This window comes from Mesorhizobium sp. C277A, from assembly GCF_040324395.1.
Lineage (GTDB): Bacteria > Pseudomonadota > Alphaproteobacteria > Rhizobiales > Rhizobiaceae > Mesorhizobium.
Window position 1 is genome coordinate 1,119,435 of sequence record NZ_JAMYVW010000002.1, and the last position, 16,893, is coordinate 1,136,327.

Annotated in this window: 22 protein-coding genes and 3 pseudogenes; 14 read left to right on the plus strand and 11 right to left on the minus strand. The window is 62.9% G+C overall.

Annotated features, from left to right (window positions below; translation table 11 throughout):
- Positions 1–18: 18 nt before the first annotated feature.
- A complete protein-coding gene (locus tag NKK52_RS05505) occupies positions 19–510 on the minus strand; it encodes a Csu type fimbrial protein (RefSeq protein ID WP_023685937.1) in 492 nt (163 codons plus the stop codon).
- Positions 511–1,329: 819 nt separating this feature from the next.
- Between NKK52_RS05505 and NKK52_RS05510 the strand changes: the two genes are divergently transcribed.
- The 3 genes from NKK52_RS05510 (at position 1,330) to NKK52_RS05520 (ending at position 4,693) form a co-directional block, all read left to right on the plus strand.
- Positions 1,330–1,719: a DUF427 domain-containing protein gene (locus NKK52_RS05510; RefSeq protein ID WP_023685939.1), complete on the plus strand. Its 390-nt coding sequence runs from the start codon at positions 1,330–1,332 to the stop codon at positions 1,717–1,719.
- Between the two features lie 156 nt (positions 1,720–1,875).
- Positions 1,876–2,433 (plus strand): RNA polymerase sigma factor, encoded by a 558-nt coding sequence (locus NKK52_RS05515; RefSeq protein WP_023685940.1) that lies wholly within the window; start codon positions 1,876–1,878, stop codon positions 2,431–2,433.
- 145 nt (positions 2,434–2,578) lie between these two features.
- Positions 2,579–4,693: an EAL domain-containing protein gene (locus NKK52_RS05520; protein ID WP_023685941.1), complete on the plus strand. Its 2,115-nt coding sequence runs from the start codon at positions 2,579–2,581 to the stop codon at positions 4,691–4,693.
- Positions 4,694–4,730: 37 nt separating this feature from the next.
- Here NKK52_RS05520 and NKK52_RS05525 read toward each other — a convergent pair whose 3' ends face one another.
- Both NKK52_RS05525 and NKK52_RS05530 read right to left on the minus strand, forming a co-directional pair.
- Positions 4,731–5,231, minus strand: a complete 501-nt coding sequence (locus NKK52_RS05525; RefSeq protein WP_023685942.1) for a hypothetical protein — start codon at positions 5,229–5,231, stop codon at positions 4,731–4,733.
- A 106-nt stretch (positions 5,232–5,337) separates the two neighbouring features.
- A complete protein-coding gene (locus NKK52_RS05530; RefSeq protein ID WP_023671435.1) occupies positions 5,338–5,568 on the minus strand; it encodes a DUF6894 family protein in 231 nt (76 codons plus the stop codon).
- Between the two features lie 283 nt (positions 5,569–5,851).
- On the opposite strand from NKK52_RS05530, the gene NKK52_RS05535 reads away from it, so the two are divergent.
- Complete coding sequence (locus tag NKK52_RS05535) at positions 5,852–6,571, plus strand: Crp/Fnr family transcriptional regulator (RefSeq protein WP_023671436.1); 720 nt, start codon at positions 5,852–5,854, stop codon at positions 6,569–6,571.
- Positions 6,572–6,620: 49 nt separating this feature from the next.
- On the opposite strand, the gene NKK52_RS05540 is transcribed toward NKK52_RS05535, so the two are convergent.
- Both NKK52_RS05540 and NKK52_RS05545 read right to left on the minus strand, forming a co-directional pair.
- On the minus strand, positions 6,621–6,914 hold the full coding sequence (locus tag NKK52_RS05540; RefSeq protein WP_023685943.1) for a DUF982 domain-containing protein: 294 nt from the start codon (positions 6,912–6,914) through the stop codon (positions 6,621–6,623).
- 113 nt (positions 6,915–7,027) lie between these two features.
- On the minus strand, positions 7,028–7,204 hold the full coding sequence (locus NKK52_RS05545; RefSeq protein ID WP_023685944.1) for a hypothetical protein: 177 nt from the start codon (positions 7,202–7,204) through the stop codon (positions 7,028–7,030).
- 242 nt (positions 7,205–7,446) lie between these two features.
- Between NKK52_RS05545 and NKK52_RS05550 the strand changes: the two genes are divergently transcribed.
- Positions 7,447–7,611, plus strand: coding sequence for a hypothetical protein (locus NKK52_RS05550; RefSeq protein ID WP_023685945.1), 165 nt, complete (start codon positions 7,447–7,449; stop codon positions 7,609–7,611).
- Here the strand turns inward: NKK52_RS05550 and NKK52_RS05555 are convergent.
- Entirely contained in the window at positions 7,608–7,973 is a 366-nt protein-coding gene (locus NKK52_RS05555) for a VOC family protein (protein ID WP_023685946.1), read from the minus strand. The genes NKK52_RS05550 and NKK52_RS05555 overlap by 4 nt on opposite strands.
- Before the next feature lie 128 nt (positions 7,974–8,101).
- Between NKK52_RS05555 and NKK52_RS05560 the strand changes: the two are divergent.
- Both NKK52_RS05560 and NKK52_RS05565 read left to right on the plus strand, forming a co-directional pair.
- Positions 8,102–8,431: pseudogene (locus NKK52_RS05560) on the plus strand (Lrp/AsnC family transcriptional regulator); the annotation flags it as partial.
- A gap of 145 nt (positions 8,432–8,576) precedes the next feature.
- Positions 8,577–8,990 carry a DoxX family protein gene (locus NKK52_RS05565; RefSeq protein ID WP_023685949.1) on the plus strand — a complete coding sequence of 138 codons (414 nt, stop codon included), beginning with the start codon at positions 8,577–8,579 and terminating at the stop codon, positions 8,988–8,990.
- A 22-nt stretch (positions 8,991–9,012) separates the two neighbouring features.
- On the opposite strand, the gene NKK52_RS05570 is transcribed toward NKK52_RS05565, so the two are convergent.
- The 5 genes from NKK52_RS05570 to NKK52_RS05590 form a co-directional block, all read right to left on the minus strand.
- Complete coding sequence (locus NKK52_RS05570) at positions 9,013–9,318, minus strand: hypothetical protein (RefSeq protein WP_023671444.1); 306 nt, start codon at positions 9,316–9,318, stop codon at positions 9,013–9,015.
- Between the two features lie 94 nt (positions 9,319–9,412).
- A complete protein-coding gene (locus NKK52_RS05575) occupies positions 9,413–9,682 on the minus strand; it encodes a hypothetical protein (protein WP_023685950.1) in 270 nt (89 codons plus the stop codon).
- 114 nt (positions 9,683–9,796) lie between these two features.
- Positions 9,797–9,991 (minus strand): hypothetical protein, encoded by a 195-nt coding sequence (locus NKK52_RS05580; protein ID WP_023689866.1) that lies wholly within the window; start codon positions 9,989–9,991, stop codon positions 9,797–9,799.
- Between the two features lie 42 nt (positions 9,992–10,033).
- Positions 10,034–10,477, minus strand: coding sequence for a Ros/MucR family transcriptional regulator (locus tag NKK52_RS05585; protein ID WP_023685952.1), 444 nt, complete (start codon positions 10,475–10,477; stop codon positions 10,034–10,036).
- A gap of 247 nt (positions 10,478–10,724) precedes the next feature.
- Positions 10,725–11,540, minus strand: a complete 816-nt coding sequence (locus NKK52_RS05590; protein ID WP_031204522.1) for a class I SAM-dependent methyltransferase — start codon at positions 11,538–11,540, stop codon at positions 10,725–10,727.
- Between the two features lie 473 nt (positions 11,541–12,013).
- Between NKK52_RS05590 and NKK52_RS05595 the strand changes: the two genes are divergently transcribed.
- The 7 genes and pseudogenes from NKK52_RS05595 to NKK52_RS05620 all read left to right on the plus strand — a co-directional run bounded on the left by NKK52_RS05595 (position 12,014) and on the right by NKK52_RS05620 (position 16,884).
- Positions 12,014–12,988 (plus strand): IS5 family transposase, encoded by a 975-nt coding sequence (locus tag NKK52_RS05595; RefSeq protein WP_023743626.1) that lies wholly within the window; start codon positions 12,014–12,016, stop codon positions 12,986–12,988.
- 215 nt (positions 12,989–13,203) lie between these two features.
- Positions 13,204–13,635 (plus strand): hypothetical protein, encoded by a 432-nt coding sequence (locus NKK52_RS05600; RefSeq protein ID WP_023684355.1) that lies wholly within the window; start codon positions 13,204–13,206, stop codon positions 13,633–13,635.
- Positions 13,628–14,014, plus strand: a complete 387-nt coding sequence (locus NKK52_RS05605) for a hypothetical protein (RefSeq protein WP_023684354.1) — start codon at positions 13,628–13,630, stop codon at positions 14,012–14,014. The genes NKK52_RS05600 and NKK52_RS05605 overlap by 8 nt, the downstream gene beginning before the upstream one ends.
- Positions 13,953–14,616: pseudogene (locus NKK52_RS05610) on the plus strand (terminase large subunit domain-containing protein); the annotation flags it as partial. The gene NKK52_RS05605 and the pseudogene NKK52_RS05610, both read left to right, overlap by 62 nt.
- Positions 14,617–14,878: 262 nt before the next feature.
- Positions 14,879–14,959: pseudogene (locus NKK52_RS32190) on the plus strand (phage terminase large subunit family protein); the annotation flags it as partial.
- Positions 14,960–14,980: 21 nt separating this feature from the next.
- Positions 14,981–16,492 (plus strand): phage terminase large subunit family protein, encoded by a 1,512-nt coding sequence (locus tag NKK52_RS05615; protein WP_502903001.1) that lies wholly within the window; start codon positions 14,981–14,983, stop codon positions 16,490–16,492.
- Positions 16,483–16,884 carry a hypothetical protein gene (locus NKK52_RS05620; RefSeq protein ID WP_156939281.1) on the plus strand — a complete coding sequence of 134 codons (402 nt, stop codon included), beginning with the start codon at positions 16,483–16,485 and terminating at the stop codon, positions 16,882–16,884. Before NKK52_RS05615 ends, NKK52_RS05620 begins: the two co-directional genes overlap by 10 nt.
- The last annotated feature ends 9 nt before the right edge of the window (positions 16,885–16,893 follow it).

Consider the following 16,893-nt stretch of genomic DNA (forward strand, 5'->3'; position numbering starts at 1 on the left):
TCGTGTTGGTATCGATTGTCAGTACGTTATGGTGATCGCAACGGTGTCGGTGTAGAGGCCCGCCGCCGGTGTCGTCTGCGGTGGAACACGCCCGTAGACCGTCAGCGGCTGAATGGCGCCGTTGCCGGTTCCGCCGACCGTGTCGGTGGGGATCGTGGTGCCCCAAAGCTGCGTCCGGGTGCTTTCCCTGTAGATGGTGTAGTCGATCGTCGCCGACGCCGGCCCGGTCATCTTGCGAACAGCAACCGTTGCGCCCGCGCCCGCTCCGGCGCTCAGACCAACATTGTAGGACTTGCCGGTCGTGCATTGCACGTTGATGGTGCTGGTCTGGTCGACATTCGCATCAATGACACCGTGCGAGCCGAAATCGAGATCGCTCGCCGTCTGCACCTTGCATTCGTCGGTAATCGTGATGCGGACATTCATGCTGCCCGTCGCGGTCGCGGCGATCGCGGGCAGGATGGGAAGCAGCGACGCTCCCGCCAGCAGCGCATATTTCAGCAATCTCATGCGTGTTTCCTCCGTCGGGCAGACCGTTCCTCGCAACACAGTCTTGACCCGGATTTCACTCCTACAGCTCCTCCGTTGCATGCTTCGCAAGACATCAACGATACAGTAATGTCAGAAGCGAACTGTGCAATGATTATTACAACTTAGATTCGGATTACGACAGCGAATAACTTCGGTATGTATCGGATAATTTTGGTTAATATTTGGTTAACAGAGATGAAATGGACATTTTTCCGAAGTGAAAGTTCGTCTGTCGAAAATTTATTTTGCTTCTCGTGCCGAAAAGGCGAAAATATCTGGCAAATCATCTTGATTTTGTAGAGTCTCACCTGTCGTCCTTTATTATCGATATTTCGCGGCGTGCACCGGCGCCAAGCAGCCATCGCCATAGCCGCGCCGGTAGCTGTTCGCGCCTGTCCAAGCCTTGCGGCCGTGCTGACAGGGCCGCATCCGCCAAAACCGTGTTCCGCCCGGCCCAAGCATGGCCGTCCCGGCTGAGATAAATCCACCGCCGTCGGATCGCGGCGAAACACATGCGAATCGTTCTTGCCACGCTGGCCCGGATTTCCTTCGGCGGCGCATCGGCCGGACGGGAGATGCGCCTGTTGTCCCTTGGAGCCATGATCCACGGCCGGCAGCCGCGCGGACCGGCTGCCAGACGTCAGAAAAGGAAGAACGATGAAGAAGACCTATGAAAAGCCACAGCTCGAAAAGCGCCAGAAGCTGTCGCGTGTGACCGCTGTCGCCGGCCCGTCAGTGACCAGTGAGAGCTGACGCCGTCGACCGACATCGAACCACCAGCGGACAAGGAGAGCAGTCATGGATCAGCATGCGAACCCGTCACCCGGCTTCAGGCGCAATCCGGGCAAGGTGATCACCGTCGAGCCCTTCAACGGGCGTGTCGTCGTGTTTGCAAACGGCACCATCATCGCTTCCTCGGCAAAAGCCAAAATGGTGACCGAGCCGCCCCATCCCTTCTCCTTCTACATCCCGTTCGAGGACATCGACTTCCGGAAGCTCAGGAAGACGGAGCGGTCGACGCTGTGCCCCTACAAGGGCGACTCCAGCTACTGGAACGTGCTGCCGGCGGGTGAAACCGGCAACGACGCGATGTGGGCCTATGAGCAGCCCTTCGACGAGATGGCCGAGATTCGCGCCCACGGCGCCTTCTATCCCGACCGGGTCACCATCGACGCCACGCCGCGCTGAGCTGAGCGCGTCATGCCTGTCGCCCAAAAGTGCCCAGCGTTTTTGGAGCCGACGACAGGCATGAACAGAGGAATTTTTCAGATCAGCCAAAGCTGTCCTCACCCGGGGGCGCAGCGGTTTTGCGGCAACGGCATGCCGAAACGAAGACAAAAGGTCATGGACGAAAAGCAGAGAGCCATTCTCGACGAAATCCCGCGCCTGCGCCGCTATGCGCGCTCGCTGCTGCGCGACCGCGATTCCGCCGACGATCTCGTCCAGGACTGCCTGGAGCGGGCGCTGCTGCGGCTGGACAACTGGCAGAAGGGAGAGAGCCCGCGAAAATGGCTGTTCACGATCATGCATCATCTGTTCATCGACCAGATGCGCAAGGTGAACCGGCGTGGCGAGGCGTCGATGCTGCCGCTGGAAGCGGGAGAGGCGCAAGCCTCTCCCGCCGACCAACTGGAGAACGTCGCCGCGCGCGAGATCATCGACGCGCTGCAGGCGATCAGCCCGGACCGCCGTGCCGCGCTGACCATGGTCGCCATCGAGGGCTTCTCCTATGCCGAGGCCGCCGAGATGCTCGGCGTGCCGGCCGGCACGCTGATGTCGCGCATTGCGCGCGGCCGTGAGGAACTGCGCGGCCTGCTCGAGGACAATGCGCGCCGCCGCGCGATAAGGATCGTCGAGCCAGGCCCGGCCAGGGCGGTTCCAATCAGGGCGCCAATGGCATGACGAGCCCCAATCGCATGATGACGCCTTACGGCATGGTCCGGCACGATTGCAGGCCTTGTCCGCACTGTGGGCGCGGCGCACCCGGTAACGGTTTCTTCTCTGCTTGCGTGCATAGTGGCGGCGACGGAGTGAGCGAAACCAGGGCATGGCTGAAGAGAAAATACGCAACGGCGAATTCTGGGCGCTTGCGCTCGAACGCGCTCATCTCGGCGTATGGGACTGGGATATTTTGAGCGGCGACTGTTTCTATTCGCCAACCTGGTCGCACATGCTGGGTTATGAGGATGGCGAGCTTGCCAACAGCGACGACCTCTGGCTGAAGCTGACGCATCCCGACGACCGCCAGCGGGCGCTGGCCAGCGGAGAGCGGCACATTTCCGGCCTGACCGCCTCGATCGAGACCGAGCTACGCCTCAAGCACAAGGACGGCCACTGGATCTGGGTGCTGGACCGCGGCGGCATTGTCGAGCGTGACGAGACGGGCAGGCCGGTCAGGCTGATGGGCGTGCAGACCGACATCAGCCGGCAGAAAGAGGCGGAAGCCGAACTGGAGCGGGTCAATGTGCGCTTTCGCCTGGCGCTGGCGGCCAGCGGCACCGGCATCTGGCATCACGATATCGACGCCAACAAGAGCTATTGGGACGCCCGCACCAGGGAGATATTCGGCCTGGTCGCCGACACCGACGAGGTGGCTGCCGACCTTTGGCATTCCTATCTGCACCCCGACGACAAGGATGCCGCAGAGCGCGCCCATCTGGCGCCGCTTTCGACCGACGGCGTCGTCGCCGCGCAATACCGCATCGTCAGGCGCGACGGCGAAATCCGCCATGTCGAATCGCTGGTGCGCTTCATCGCGGCGCCCGAGACGGCGGGCCAGATTCTCGGCACCGTGCGCGACATCACCGAGGACAAGAAGCGCGAGCGGGAACTCGCCTACGCCGCTCACCACGATGCGCTGACGGGCCTCTTGAACCGTGCCGCCTTCGACCGGCTGCTGGCCGTGCACATCGCCACCGAGCGGGCTTTGCCGCTGGCGGTGTTTTACGTCGATCTCGACTACTTCAAGGCGCTCAACGACTTCGCCGGCCACGCCGCCGGCGACCTGGCGCTGAAGGGTGTGGCCGCCGGTATTCTGGGCTGCCTGCCGGCATCGGCGCGTGCCGCGCGCCTCGGTGGCGACGAGTTCGCGCTGCTGGTGCCCAATTGCCAATCGGCCAAGGCCGAGGCGCTGGCCGGCGCCATCCTTGCGGCGGTCCGTGACGCCGACCTCGGACTGCCGGTGACCTCGCGAAAACTCGCGGCCAGCATCGGCATCGCCTTCGTCGAGGACACCACCACCACGGTTGCCGATGCGTTGGCCTGCGCCGACGACGCCTGCTATGCGGCCAAGGCGGCCGGGCGCAATCGCTTCGCGGTGTTTTCGGCCGATGCGGCGTCGGGCTCCGGCGGCCTCAACGCTGCGCGTGTCGCCGCCGACACTGTCGACGCCATGGATGACGGGCGGCTGAAACTGTTCGGCCAGGAGATCCATCTTCTGGGCCAGCCTTGGCAGGAGAGCCGCCATGTCGAGGTGCTGGCGCGGCTTGCCGGGCGCAATGGCAAGCTGATCCCACCCAACGAATTCATTCCGGTCGCCGAGCGCTTCGGCATTGCCTCGCGGCTGGACCGCTGGATCATCAAGACAGCGCTTTCGCAGCATGGCGCGGCGATGCGGTCAGGCGCCATCTTGCTCGGCTTCAACCTGTCGGCGCAGACGCTGAGCGATCCGCTGCTATGGGATTTCGTCGACGCCGTCATCGCCGAGACCGGGGCGCCGCATTCCGGCATCGGTTTCGAGATCACCGAGACCGCGGCCGTCACCAATTTCGACGCCGCCGAGCAGTTCGTGCGCAAGGCGCGCGAGCGGCAATGCCGCGTCAGCCTTGACGATTTCGGCGCCGGCATGAGCTCGTTCGAATATTTGCGGCGCTTTCCGGTCGATCAGATCAAGATCGACGGCTCGTTCATCGAGAATATCGCGGAAAGCCGTTTCGACCGCGAGATCGTCTCGGCCATAGCGGGCATCGCCAAAAGTCTCGGCTGCGCGGTGGTGGCCGAAAAGATCGAGCAGCAGGAAGCGCTCGACATTCTGCGCGGCATGGGCGTGGCCTATGGCCAGGGTTTTCTGCTGCACCGGCCGGAGCCGCTCGAGGCGATCGTCGCGCGGGCCGGCGAACAGTCACCGGCCAGCGGACAGTCGCCGGAAAAGCGCTTCGGCTGACGGCTCTCATCGCCTCGGGCTCTCGCGAATTGTCCGGCTAACCGGCGTCGGCCTTTTCCTGCTTTCGCTGCGCCGCCTCCTTCTTGCGGCGCAACACCTCATCTGTACCGACAAGGTCCTTCGAGCCGCCGGAAATGGCGGTCGAGACGACGGCGGGCGGATCGCTGGCCGGAAAACTGTCTTCGAGGCCTGATTGCAACTGCTCCTCGAGCGTCTGCGGGTTCTCGGAGCGGCCTTCGGCGCGGCGCTCGCCAACGGCTTCGACATCGCTCTTGGTGTCGGGGTGAGCGCGGGCTTCCGATATCGTCGACACCACCAGCTCGATGGCGAACTCTTTCATCGCCTCGGCTTGCGGCCCATCGACATCAGAGTCTTCGATCAGGCGGATGAGCGACTTTTCCAGGGCGCCCAGTTCCTTGACGCCCTGACACCGCGCCAGACGCTTGGTGAGCGAACCGATCAGCGCCGGGGCAAAGGTCGAATAGGCAAGCCTGCGTGTGTCGTCGACCTGCTCGGGATGAAGCTTTTGCAAGGACATAGATGCCTCCAGTCAATCAGCCGTGCAGCTTCTGCCGCTGGCCCCTCCTTAGGAAACAGAGGGGAGGGCAAGAGGTTCCATACAGTCCTCGACAGGGTCGACGAGTTCAACTCCACAGCGACGCCATGGTCAGCGACGCTTCGAATATCTGCTCCCTGTTCTCGTTCAGCATCTTGACGGTGATCCGCCGGTGGTCGCCCTCCGGTATCTCGTCGCGCGCCACATCGTGCAATATGCGCAGCGCTTCGGCTCCCGCACGCTCCCGGCTGGGAAAAAGCTGCCCCTCTTCATCAATCTGGGTCTCGGCGTTGTACAAGTCGAAGTAGAACCGTTCCATGTGTGCAAGGATCCCTGCGTGAGAACGCTAAGGCGCATCGCGGTTGAAGGACGCAGGCGACGCGCTTCAGGTCTGTGTTTTTATGCATGTCGTTGTCTCAAAATCGGGGCCATTTTTGAGCGACATGGATTAAATCCCAACCCGCACCCATGGTTCCATGCGACTGTGTCCTGAGCAGATTTCCTGCCAGGAGCCGTCGCCGTGCCGGCCGATTGCAACCGCACCCGATCTCCGGCGTTTGGCTAGGCCACGAATGTCCACGAAATCTCGAACTGGATCCTCGATGCTAGAACCGCTTTATCTCAACCTTGGCCAGCATGACGCTTTGTCCGAGCAGGAAAAGGGGCTGCTGGCCGCCGCCATGACCATCGAGATGGATTTTGCCACCGGTCAGGACATCGTTTCAGAGGGATCGAGGCCAGGCTACAGCACGCTCATCATCGAGGGTCTGGCGGCGCGCTACAAGGTGCTGGAGGATGGCGGCCGCCAGTTCACCTCGTTGCAGGTGCCAGGCGATTTTGTCGATTTGCACGCCTTCCTGCTCAAGACAATGGACCATGGCATTATAGCTTTGTCGCCATGCCGGGTGATCGCCGCCGACCACAGTCGGCTAAGGACGATCACCGAACAGGCGCCTCATCTCAGCCGCTTGCTTTGGCTGGACACGCTCGTCGATGGCGCCATCCATCGGGAATGGATCGTGGCCATGGGCCGGCGGTCCAAGACTTCGCATCTGGCGCATCTTGTGTGCGAGCTGTTCGTGCGGCTCCAGGTCGTCAAGCAGACCAACGGCATGAGTTTCCGGCTTCCCCTGTCGCAGGCGGAACTGGCCGATGTGCTTGGGCTTTCGGTCGTCCACATGAACCGGGTCATCGGCGCGCTGCGCAAGATCGGTGTGATCGGCTGGGCAAATTACATGGTGACCATTCTGGACTGGCAGCAGCTGGTGGAAATCGCCGAGTTCGACCCGACTTATCTCAGCATGAACCGCGAGCCGAGATAGGCTATCCGGCGTTCGCCATGACATCGCAGGCAATCCGTCAGCCGGTCTTTCAACGATGCCCATCCAGCGACGCCAATTCGTCGAGCATGGCAAGGGCGGCACTTGGCTTGGCCGGCTTCAGCAAGCCCTGTTGGGCGGCGGCATTCTGGAAAGCGGCAAAGGCGATGTCCGGGCGGCAAATGCCGTTCAACGCGTCGTCCACCAGCCTGTCGGCCGCCTTGTAGGCCGCCGTCTGCTTGTTCTTCCATGTTCCGCCTAGCGCCCTCCTGGCGTCGGCGATCGACGACACCGTCATCGCGCTTCCGTCCACGAATCTGATCGTCAGGGGCAGAAAACGGCTCATGCGCTCACCATCCAAACCATTCGCGTCTCGCCCGGATCGATCTCATCACTTGCCTCCTTGAAAACGGGATCGCCATAAACGAGGAAATCACAAACTGGTTGCAGCCCGGCGAGCTACATGTTGCTTGCCGGCCAGATCGGCCGATGCGGACGATAAGGCTGCCGCGGCGCCGGCTTCAACGGGATGTCGGCGAGCGAGTTGCGGATCGGCCTGAACAGTATCGGCGAAGACGCGGCGCGGCGGTGCAATACCGCGGCTGACAATTTGGCAATCAGATTTCGAACGTCCATGGGACACCTCGAGCGCGTTGAGAGTCCCCCCATCGCGATCACCTACCACCTCACCCCCACCATCCGCATTTAACTTTGATATAGGCCGGACGAATACGCGCCGCGCGCAATGTCTGCCGCCGAGATTCTGCCGATCCTCGGCGGCGGCTATTGAGCGGCGTCGCCAGGCTGGCGGTCACGCATCCCAGCAGCGACGTCGCAGACGCTGCTGCAACCGGATGAATTTTCGTGCATTCTTGTGCATGGCCACAATGCTTCGAACCGACACGCCGGCAAAATGCTGCTCCTATTGCGGTTCGCGAGAGCATGACTACGAGGATTGTCCGAAGCGCAAAGCAGAGGCGGAGCGGCAGTGGGAAGGCCAGGCAAAGCCCGGCGCCGAATCCGAGGCGACGGCCGAAGTCTAGCTGGGCTCGAACAGCTCGATCACGTTGCCGGACGGGTCTTCACAAAGAATCTGTCGCCCGCCCGGACCTTCGACGATCTGGTTGCGGAACCGCACGCCGGCCTCGCGCATCTTAGTCACGACTGCCGGCAATTGCTCGACTTCGAGCACGAAGCGGTTCCATCCGCCCGGCTCGGGTGTCCGGCCGTCCGGCATCGGCCTGGCTGCCGACGCCAAGGGACCGGCGAGCCAGAGCGAGAGGTCGCCGCGCGTCAGGATGGCCATCGCCGGACCGAATTGCTGCTTCAGCGCGAAGCCCAGATGGCTCGTATAAAACGCGATGGACAGATCGACATCGCGGACCAGATATCGGACGGACACCATTCGCAGTCTCCCTCACAAACGCCCCTTCCGAGAGATAGCTGGCGGGACAAGTCGGGGCAAGCCCGCGCGCACGCTTCGGGTGTCTATGGTGCGATTGCGTGGTCGGCCTGTCTCTCTCTCACGAAGGCCGTCAGCAGGAGCGCGGCATCATCGCCGGCTACCGGGCCGCGATCGATCCCACCGCCCTCGGTCTCGGCACCATGGCCATGATCCGCCTGCGCACCAGCATGAGCACATTCAGACCTGCCTGAAGAAATTCGCGGCCATGCCGGAAGTGGTTGAGGTGCTGTGGGGTGACCGGTGAGGATTGTTTTCTGGTCAAGGTGGTCGTCCCGTCGCAGCCCGACCTCGAAAGCATCGTCGACGCCATCGGCCGCTACGGCGCGGTGACGACCAATGTGGTGCAGCGCGCCGAGCCGCCGAAGCGGTTGTGGCGGGAGCTGACGGCGAAGCTCTGAGCGGGCGGCAATCAGGCTTGCCCGCAAGCGGCGGCCTTTTCAGAAGTTCTGCTTCGCCGGGAAAGAATTTTGCGGGACGATGTCGGATCGGCGGCGTCGCGCCCGTCCTTGGGATGAAACCCGTTGCAAACCTTTGGAGCACATCATGGAAGCCGTTCAATCGCCGTGGCAGACCGCGGCCATTCTCATCGCCCGCCTGACCCTGGCCGCCATGTTCGCGATGGGAGCAGCGTTCAAGTTCATGGATATGAACATGACCGCCGGCTACATCGCCGCCGCCGGCTTCCCGTTCCCGCTGTTTCTGGCCTGGTGCGCCGCGATCCTCGAAACGCTGCTGGTGATCGCCCTCCTGACCGGAGCATTCTTCACACCGGCCGCCCTGGTCGCCGCCGTCTACGTGGTCTTCCTCGGCTTTGCCTTCCACGGTCCGTCGCACTGGACCGGCAACCAGGCCGAGTTCGGCGCCTTCATGTCCCATTTCCCGTTCGCCGCCGGCCTGCTGTTCGCCGCCGTGCATGGACCGGGCAGCGTGCTGGCCTCGAAGCTCGGCCGAGGGTGAGGCCCCGCGTCGGCAGACCGCCTCACATCTGGTCGTTGTAGGGTTCCTTCATCTGGCCGACCATGCGGGCCAGTTTCGAGAAGGACGGCATGTCCGCCTCCGGCTGGCATTGATTGGCCAGTTCCAGCAGTCGGATCGGAAAGTTGACGGCGTCGCGGTTGGACTCCGACATGCCGTCGGACCGCTCCTCGCCGGTTTCGATGGCCTCGGCCTTGCGCAGCGCAATGTCGATATCCTCCACCGTGAGCAGGCCCTTGCGCACCAGCACCTGATTGATCGAAGCGACGGCCATCAGCAGGCCTTCGAGTTGCAGATTGGCGACGTTCATGGCTGTTGCTCCCATTTGGCTCACGCTCAACGCATGAGCCGCTGTTACGATCCGGACGGGGATGCAAGCGATAGGCGTCGGCCGATGGCCTGCGCTACTCTTCCATCCAGCGGCGGCCATATTCGGCCCACAGCGCCTTGACCTCCCGGCTGCCGAGGCGCGGGGCCGAGCCGTCGCCATAGGCGATCGAAACGCCGCTGATGTCGTAATGGGGATGGGCGTCGATGACGAAGCGGATCGCCTCGCCGAGCGGCCTTCTGCCGATGACCGGATTGGCCTGGCCTTGGCCGACGCTGCGAACGCCCGAAACAGTGGCTGGCGCTTGCCGCATCCTGAACACGGATGCCATGGCTGGTTTGTCCATCCCGCTCTCCCCCGAGTTGGAGTGGAATGATTCCATAAGAGCCAGCTAATGACCAGTCGCTAGACGGCCTGTCGAAGGCTGCGTCTTGTATCCTGCAGCCGGTTGAAGGACTGTTCAGGCCAGCGGATCCGCCGCCGGCGGCCTGGCGGGAAGGCCGAGCCTTGTCCGCTCGCCGTCGGCAAACTCCTCGGCCGCTTCCTGGGCCATGAACAGATGCTGGGTCACCGTGCCATTCTCGGCAACCAGCACCGCCCATTGGCGGCGGTCGACACGTTCCACGCGAACGTCATTGGGCTCTCCGGCCACCACGATCGTCCTCCAGCAGGCGTACGGCACGGAGGGGGCGTGCCTTTACGCCTTGGTCTTGCTCTTGGCCGGCGCCTTGGCGGCCGGGGCCTCGGGTGTCCTGATGCCGAGCCCGAACTCCTTTGCCAGCTCCGAGCGCTTGGCGGCGTAGCTGGGCGCCGTCATCGGATAGTCACCGGGCAGGTCCCATTTGGCGCGATAGGCTTCCGGCGTCATGCCATGGGCGGAGCCGAGATGACGCCGCAGCGACCTGAACTTCTTGCCATCCTCGAGGCAGTAAATGAAATTCGGCGTTACCGAGCGCTTGCGGTTGACCGCGGGCTCAGGCGCAGGTTGCGGCGGAGCAACGGGATTGTCCACGGCCGCGAGCGCTGAATTGACGCTCTCGATCAACGCCGGCAGGCTATCCGGAGGCACTGAATTGTTGCGCACGAATGCCGCGACGATGTCGGCGGTCAGATTTATATTTCGGATTTTGTCCTCAGACATGGCTTCTTTTGCCCCCTTGATGCCAAAGGGCAAATTATCAGACAACATCCGCCGACGGCATGGCACTTTAGAACATATGCATATGACTTGACGCCGGATGTGGTAGCGCTAGCATCGCCGAGTCTCCGATCGATGTCGATGTAGGAATTCTTTCCTGACATATCTTGACCGGTGAGGGCAGCTATGCTATGATTTGTTCATGGTGCTGATTTGCGCCAGCAACCCGCCGCCGAGGCGGGTTTTTGTTTCATGCCGGCTTGGAAACAATAACGGCCAGTGACGCGAGTTTTCCCTCGCTCAGGCTGCTTATGTAGTTTTTTCGCCGCTGCACAAACTCGGCGCCGAGCACGATCTCATTGGCCTGCTGCTGGGCGGGCGAGGGCACGATGCCGGAATTTGCCCGTTTCAACGCCAGCTCGACGTGATCGCCGGTTTCGTCGATGACATCGTCGACCCGGAATCCGGCTGAAGCAAACAGAGCCTTCAGGGTCTCGCCGTCGACAAGATGGCTGGCCGCCGACGACACCGCCCAAGGCAAGGGATAGTAAGGCTCGCCGTCCGCCAGCACCGCCTCGGTCCAGACAAGCCTGGCTTTCGGCTTCAGCACGCGCCACGCTTGCCCGATGACCGCCGCCTTGTCGGCGATATTCATGCCGACATAGAAGCAGATTGCCGCGTCGAATGTGTCGTCTGCAAAAGGCAGCCTTGTCGCATCGGCCTCATAGAAACGCACTTTGTCGCCGAGGCCGCAGAGCTCGGTCAATCGGCGGGATGCCTCGACGAACGCCTGCGTCAGGTCGACGCCGTCGACGCTGCACCCATAGGTCTCGGCAAGGAACCGGGCCGGGCCGCCAATGCCGCTGCCGATGTCCAGAACCCGATCGCCAGCGGAGGGCGCAAGACGCGCGGCATGCTCCTGCGTGGCGATCAGCTCGCGGCCATGAAGCTGATCGAACGGATAGAGTTGTTTGGCTGCGAGGCTGCCGGCCCTGGCGTCCGGCACAGCCGACAGGATGCGCTCGACAATGCCGCCGCTGCCATAGTGACTGGTCACATCGCTCATTGTGCGCTCTCCGACGAGGCCCAGCATCCCATCGAAGCGGCCCTCGCGCAATGCTGGCGGCGGAGGACGAGGCTTTGACCAGAGTAGGAATTATTTCTTATCTGCATTGACGGGTGAGGGCAGCTTTGCTATTATTTACCCATGGTGCTGATTTGCGCCAGCGACCCGCCCACAAGGCGGGTTTTGTTTTCCTGATGCCCACAACGTGCGGATATCGGATGTCGGCGGGACAGCACCCCCTCTGGCCTGCCGGACGTTCGTCGTTCGGAAAGCCAAGCAATTGGCTTTCCGTCCGCTGCGCGGACCACTCCTCAACCCCCACACGGGGGGGAGATCGGACTGCCGCTTTGCTTTCGCCAATCGTCAGCGCTGCATATTGGTCGCGACCCTGGAGCTGCCAATCTCCCCCCTAGAGGCACTGTTGCAAAATTGGGTGGATGTGATTCCCTGTTTTTGAAACGGGGATTTTTGCGATGACGACAAAGCCGAGCGGTCAGTTCAGTTTTGTAGAGGCTCTGCTGCCGCAGGGTCTTGGTCGGAGCGGACGACTGGACCGGCTGTCGTCGCTGGTGAAGTGGTATCGCTTCGAGAAGATCCTGGCACGGCTGCGCTCGCCAACTGGGCCGGGGCGGCCTGCGTACAATTCGCTGGTGATGTTCAAGGCGCTTCTGCTGCAATCCTTGTATGGGCTGTCGGACAACGAACTGGAGGAGGCGCTCGCCGATCGGCTGTCGTTCCGCCGCTTCGTTGGACTGACGCTCGAGGAGACGGTGCCCGACCACACCACGCTCAACCGCTTTCGCAATCTTCTCGTGGAGGCCGGGCTTCTGGAGAAGCTGTTTGGCGAACTGGACCATCAACTGGACAAGGCCGGGCTGATCCTGCGGCGCGGCACGATGCTCGATGCCACGGTGATCGAGACGGCGGCGGCACGGCCGCCCAGTGGGGCCGCGCACGAAGCGGGCGATGCCGGCGATCCCGATGCCGGCTTTACACGCCGGCAGGGCAAGCCTGGCTCCTCCTACGGCTACAAGGCCCATGTCGGCGTCGACCAGGGTTCTGGTCTGATCCGCCGGGTGAGGACGACAGCAGCCAACGTCAACGACACGGTCGAGGCGGATCATCTGATCTGTGGCGACGAAGGCGCGGTGCTGGCGGATGCGGCCTATCACACGAAGGCGCGCGAGCTGTCGCTGAGGCAGCGCGGGATCAAGCCGCGGCTGATGCGGCGGGCCAACAAGCATCATCCGCGCCTGCCGGCGCGCCTGAAGCAGTTCAACCAACTGATCGCCCGGCAACGTTTTGCCGTCGAGACGACCTTCGCCACCTTGAAGAACCGCATGCGACTTTGCGCCATCCGCTATCGCGGTCTGGCCAAGGCGGCAGGACAGGTTCTCATCGCCGCCATGGCCTTCAACATGCGTCGCTGGGTGACGCTGGCGACCTGATCTAGGGTCGCACTGCGCCCGAAATCCGCCGAATACGCCAACTCCTACCCCATCTGGCCACAAACCAGCGCCGGAAACCACCTCGCATTGCCCTTGCCGTCTCTCTCCACGCCCAAAGCCTATAACGCAACGGGCCCCTAGAGGGGGAGATGTCCGGCAGGACAGAGGGGGGAACGCTATCTTCGGTTCATTCTGCCTTATCCGCGAGGCCTCCCTTGTCCAACCGCTATGCCACCATCATCACCGACGATGACGGCCGCGAGGTCGTCAGCGCCATTGGCGTGTTCGAGGGCACCGCCTCGCAAGCGCGCATCGGCCGCGTCGAGCCGGTCGTGCCGGGCGTGCTGATCGGCATGGTTCGCGGTGGCCCTGTCGATGCAGTCGGCGGCTTCGGTTTTCCGCGCGGCACGCACGACGGCCGGGCGATCGCCCTTGCCAGGGCAACCCTGAAAGCCGCGCCCGCCGGAAAACGCCACGCGCCGGCCGCTGATGCGGCCCGCAAGGCCCCTCCAAAACGGTCAAGGGCAAAATCGGCTCGGCGCAAGTCCGGCAAGATCAAGTCCGGCAAGATCAAGCGGGCAAGGCCGGCAAAGCAGGCGAAGCAGGCAGGGACCGCCGAGCCCGCCGGGATCTCGGATCATGGCTGACCGGACGGCGCCGCGTTCTCGTCCTGGCCGCAAGGCGACTGCCGCCGCTGCCAAGCCGAAGCGGACGAAGAAGACGCTTGGCGATGATTTCCTCGACGCGGTGCGCGCCGATTTCCGCGCCCATGGCGCTGGCGTCATTGCCGCGGTCCGGGCCGACAAGCCCGACCAGTATCTGAAGATCGTGCAATCGGTGCTGCCCAAGGATCTGGCCAAGGATTTGCATGTTTCATCTGACAATCTGGAAGCCCTGAGCGATGACGAGATCCGCCGCCGCATCCGTGGCCTCGAAGCCGTCCTCGGGCCGTTTGGCGACCAGCCTGAAGACGCGCCGCCACTATCTGGCGCTGCTGCAGGAACTGGACCGCAGGCGCAGGACTAACCAGCTTGCCGCCTACCGGCCTTATCCCAGGCAGGCGCAGTTTCACGCCGCCGGCGCGCAGAACCGGGAACGTCTGTTCATGGCCGGCAACCAGCTCGGCAAGACCAGGGCCGGCGGCGCCGAATGGGCCATGCACCTCACCGGCCGCTATCCCGCGTGGTGGCAGGGCAAGACCTTCGACACCGCCGTCAGGCTATGGGCTGCCGGCGTGACCGGCGAGAGCACGCGCGACAACCCGCAGCGCGTGCTGGTCGGCCCGCCGCAGCAGCAGGCGGCATGGGGCACCGGCATGATCCCGGCCAACGCCATTTTGCACACGACCATGGGCCGCGGCGCCCCGGGCGCGCTCGACAGCATCGTGGTGCGCTGGGGCGGCGGCGGCGACGTGCAGGCCGATGAATCGGTGCTGTCGTTCAAGAGCTATGAGAAGGGCCGCGAAAAGTGGCAGGGCGAAACCCTGCACGGCGTCTGGTTCGACGAGGAGCCGCCGCTCGATATCTATTCCGAAGGCCTGACCCGCACCAACGCCACCGGCGGCATCGCCATCGTGACGTTCACGCCGCTGCTGGGCATGAGCGACGTGGTGTTGCGTTTTTTGTCGGGTGAGGTGCGCGCTCTTCCTCCCCTTGTGGGAGAAGGTGGATCGGCGCGATAGCGCCGAGACGGATGAGGGGTGTTCCAGCGGAGTGACGCGTCGGCGTTCCCTGGAACACCCCTCATCCGTCGCCTTCGGCGACACCTTCTCCCACAAGGGGAGAAGGGAAGACCCGCCGCGTTCGGCCCAAAAATATCGTGCGCGAACAAAGCCATATCACGGCATCCCGAATCAATCCGGCAGGCCCCATGACCCGTCACGTCACCTTCATGACCATCGATGACGCCGAACATTATTCGCCGGACGAGCGAGCCGCGATCATCGCCGCCTATCCCGAACATGAGCGCGAAGCGAGGGCCAAGGGCATTCCGGTGCTGGGCTCCGGCCGCATCTTTCCGATTGCCGAGGAGCTGATTGCCTGCGAGCCCTTCCGGCTGCCGCGCTACTGGCCGCGGATCGGCGCCCTCGATTTCGGCTGGGACCATCCGTCGGCCGCGGTCGAGCTGGCCTGGGATACGGAGGCCGATGTCGTCTATATCTCCAAGGCGGCGCGGGCCTCGCAGCAGACGCCGGCCATGCAGGTACTGGCCCTGAAGCCGTGGGGCGAGTGGCTGCCCTGGGCCTGGCCGCGCGACGGCCGCCGCGAGACGCTGGAAGGGGCGGGCACCGCACTTGCCAGACAATATTCCGCGCATGGGCTGAACATGCTGTCGGGCCACGCCCGCTTCGCCGACGGCTCGGTCTCGGTGGAGGCCGGGCTGATGGAGATGCTCGACCGCATGCAGTCCGGCCGCTTCAAGGTGTTCTCGTCGCTGCTGCCCTGGTTCGAGGAATTTCGGCTTTACCATCGCAAGGACGGCAAAGTGGTGAAACTGCGCGACGATTTGATGGCCGCGACGCGCTATCGCAAGCTGACGCTCGCCTATGTCAGCGGCGCCGGCACTTTGCCGACGGCGGCCAACGGCATCTGGCTGATGTTCGACCGGGCCGGCGACAGAGGCGCCGACGGGACGGGAGTAGGAGATTTTTTGGGGCCTGCGTCTTCGGCAACCGACAATATTGTCACTTTCGCGGGCACGACGGGCAAGGTGGGGAAGGATAGTGGGATCGCGGTGTCCAGCCTGGCGCCGAAGGCCAGCCCGACATTTACCGGGACGCCAACGGGGCCGACCGCAGCGCCTGGAACGAATACCACGCAATTGGCTACAACGGGGTTCGTCAAGGCTGGGTTTGATCTGAAACTTGATAGCCGACCCAACCTCGGTGTCGTCGCGCAGACGATCACCGATTGGAACAACGCCCTGGACAACGGCTGGTATATGGCCTCGGCGGCGGCTAATGCGCCAGACGGCGTAAATTGGTTCCTGGGGTTTGTGGAAGCGCACGGAAGCACTGGCTACCGGACGCAGACGGTGCATGATTTCGTCAACGACACTACGGCGGCAGACCAAAAGCTATGGCGGCGCAGGCAGGCTGGCGGTGCCTGGGGAGGATGGATCAAGCTGCAATGGTCGCAGGCCGAACAGGATGCACGCTATGTCCAGTCGTCCACGGCGTTGCTTCAGAAGTTTTATGAAAGCGCGCAGCAGACCATCACGAATGCCGGATCACTGACGCTAGCGCATGGACTCGGCGTCAAGCCAAAAAACTACTTTGCCGTGCTGCAATGCACTACGGCAGATGCCGGGTATTCCATTGGAGACGAAGTACTGGCTAATCCGGGCGGCGGTACAGGCAACAAAGGTCTATCGCTGGTCCCGGACGCCACCAACATCAATGTGCGGTTTTCGTCCACCGCTGTTGATATCACCGCCAAAGGCACCGGCGCAGGCACCACAATTACCAACAGTAGCTGGAGGCTCGTCGTGCGAGCGTGGGCCTAATTATTAGCGGCTTCTCTCCTGGCCTGCAGCAGATCCTGCTGAGCGCAGTATTTCTCGTAGGGCGACCCCGTATACCGGGAAATGATGTCTACATTACCGATACAGGCAAAACAGCCAAAAAGAAGCCGCCTGTCGATAGCAGCCATCCGGCACCGCAACATAGGCGCCAAGAGCGACAAGTGCCACCAGTCCAATTTGCAGGGACTGATACCGGTACAGAAGCCACATCTAAAAAGCCCTTTCCAATTTTGAGGCGACACCATGACAAAATACTCGTTGACGGCAATGGCGCCTATCTCGGCGGCTTTGATGGTGAAGACCTCGAGCTTCCTGAAAATGGCATCGAAGTGCCTGAAGCCCCGGAAGATGCGCGTCAAATATGGGATGGCTAGGCTTGGAGT

Bases quoted from the DNA above. Each gene is read 5' to 3' on its own strand.
- NKK52_RS05585 (WP_023685952.1), bottom strand. From the start codon at position 10,477: ATGTCTGAGGACAAAATCCGAAATATAAATCTGACCGCCGACATCGTC.
- NKK52_RS05510 (WP_023685939.1), top strand. From the start codon at position 1,330: ATGGATCAGCATGCGAACCCGTCACCCGGCTTCAGGCGCAATCCGGGC.
- NKK52_RS05570 (WP_023671444.1), bottom strand. From the start codon at position 9,318: ATGAACGTCGCCAATCTGCAACTCGAAGGCCTGCTGATGGCCGTCGCT.
- NKK52_RS05595 (WP_023743626.1), top strand. From the start codon at position 12,014: ATGACGACAAAGCCGAGCGGTCAGTTCAGTTTTGTAGAGGCTCTGCTG.
- NKK52_RS05535 (WP_023671436.1), top strand. From the start codon at position 5,852: ATGCTAGAACCGCTTTATCTCAACCTTGGCCAGCATGACGCTTTGTCC.
- NKK52_RS05555 (WP_023685946.1), bottom strand. From the start codon at position 7,973: ATGGTGTCCGTCCGATATCTGGTCCGCGATGTCGATCTGTCCATCGCG.
- NKK52_RS05545 (WP_023685944.1), bottom strand. From the start codon at position 7,204: ATGGACGTTCGAAATCTGATTGCCAAATTGTCAGCCGCGGTATTGCAC.
- NKK52_RS05605 (WP_023684354.1), top strand. From the start codon at position 13,628: ATGGCTGACCGGACGGCGCCGCGTTCTCGTCCTGGCCGCAAGGCGACT.
- NKK52_RS05505 (WP_023685937.1), bottom strand. From the start codon at position 510: ATGAGATTGCTGAAATATGCGCTGCTGGCGGGAGCGTCGCTGCTTCCC.
- NKK52_RS05575 (WP_023685950.1), bottom strand. From the start codon at position 9,682: ATGGACAAACCAGCCATGGCATCCGTGTTCAGGATGCGGCAAGCGCCA.
- NKK52_RS05520 (WP_023685941.1), top strand. From the start codon at position 2,579: ATGGCTGAAGAGAAAATACGCAACGGCGAATTCTGGGCGCTTGCGCTC.
- NKK52_RS05565 (WP_023685949.1), top strand. From the start codon at position 8,577: ATGGAAGCCGTTCAATCGCCGTGGCAGACCGCGGCCATTCTCATCGCC.
- NKK52_RS05540 (WP_023685943.1), bottom strand. From the start codon at position 6,914: ATGAGCCGTTTTCTGCCCCTGACGATCAGATTCGTGGACGGAAGCGCG.
- NKK52_RS05590 (WP_031204522.1), bottom strand. From the start codon at position 11,540: ATGAGCGATGTGACCAGTCACTATGGCAGCGGCGGCATTGTCGAGCGC.
- NKK52_RS05530 (WP_023671435.1), bottom strand. From the start codon at position 5,568: ATGGAACGGTTCTACTTCGACTTGTACAACGCCGAGACCCAGATTGAT.
- NKK52_RS05515 (WP_023685940.1), top strand. From the start codon at position 1,876: ATGGACGAAAAGCAGAGAGCCATTCTCGACGAAATCCCGCGCCTGCGC.
- NKK52_RS05525 (WP_023685942.1), bottom strand. From the start codon at position 5,231: ATGTCCTTGCAAAAGCTTCATCCCGAGCAGGTCGACGACACACGCAGG.
- NKK52_RS05550 (WP_023685945.1), top strand. From the start codon at position 7,447: ATGGCCACAATGCTTCGAACCGACACGCCGGCAAAATGCTGCTCCTAT.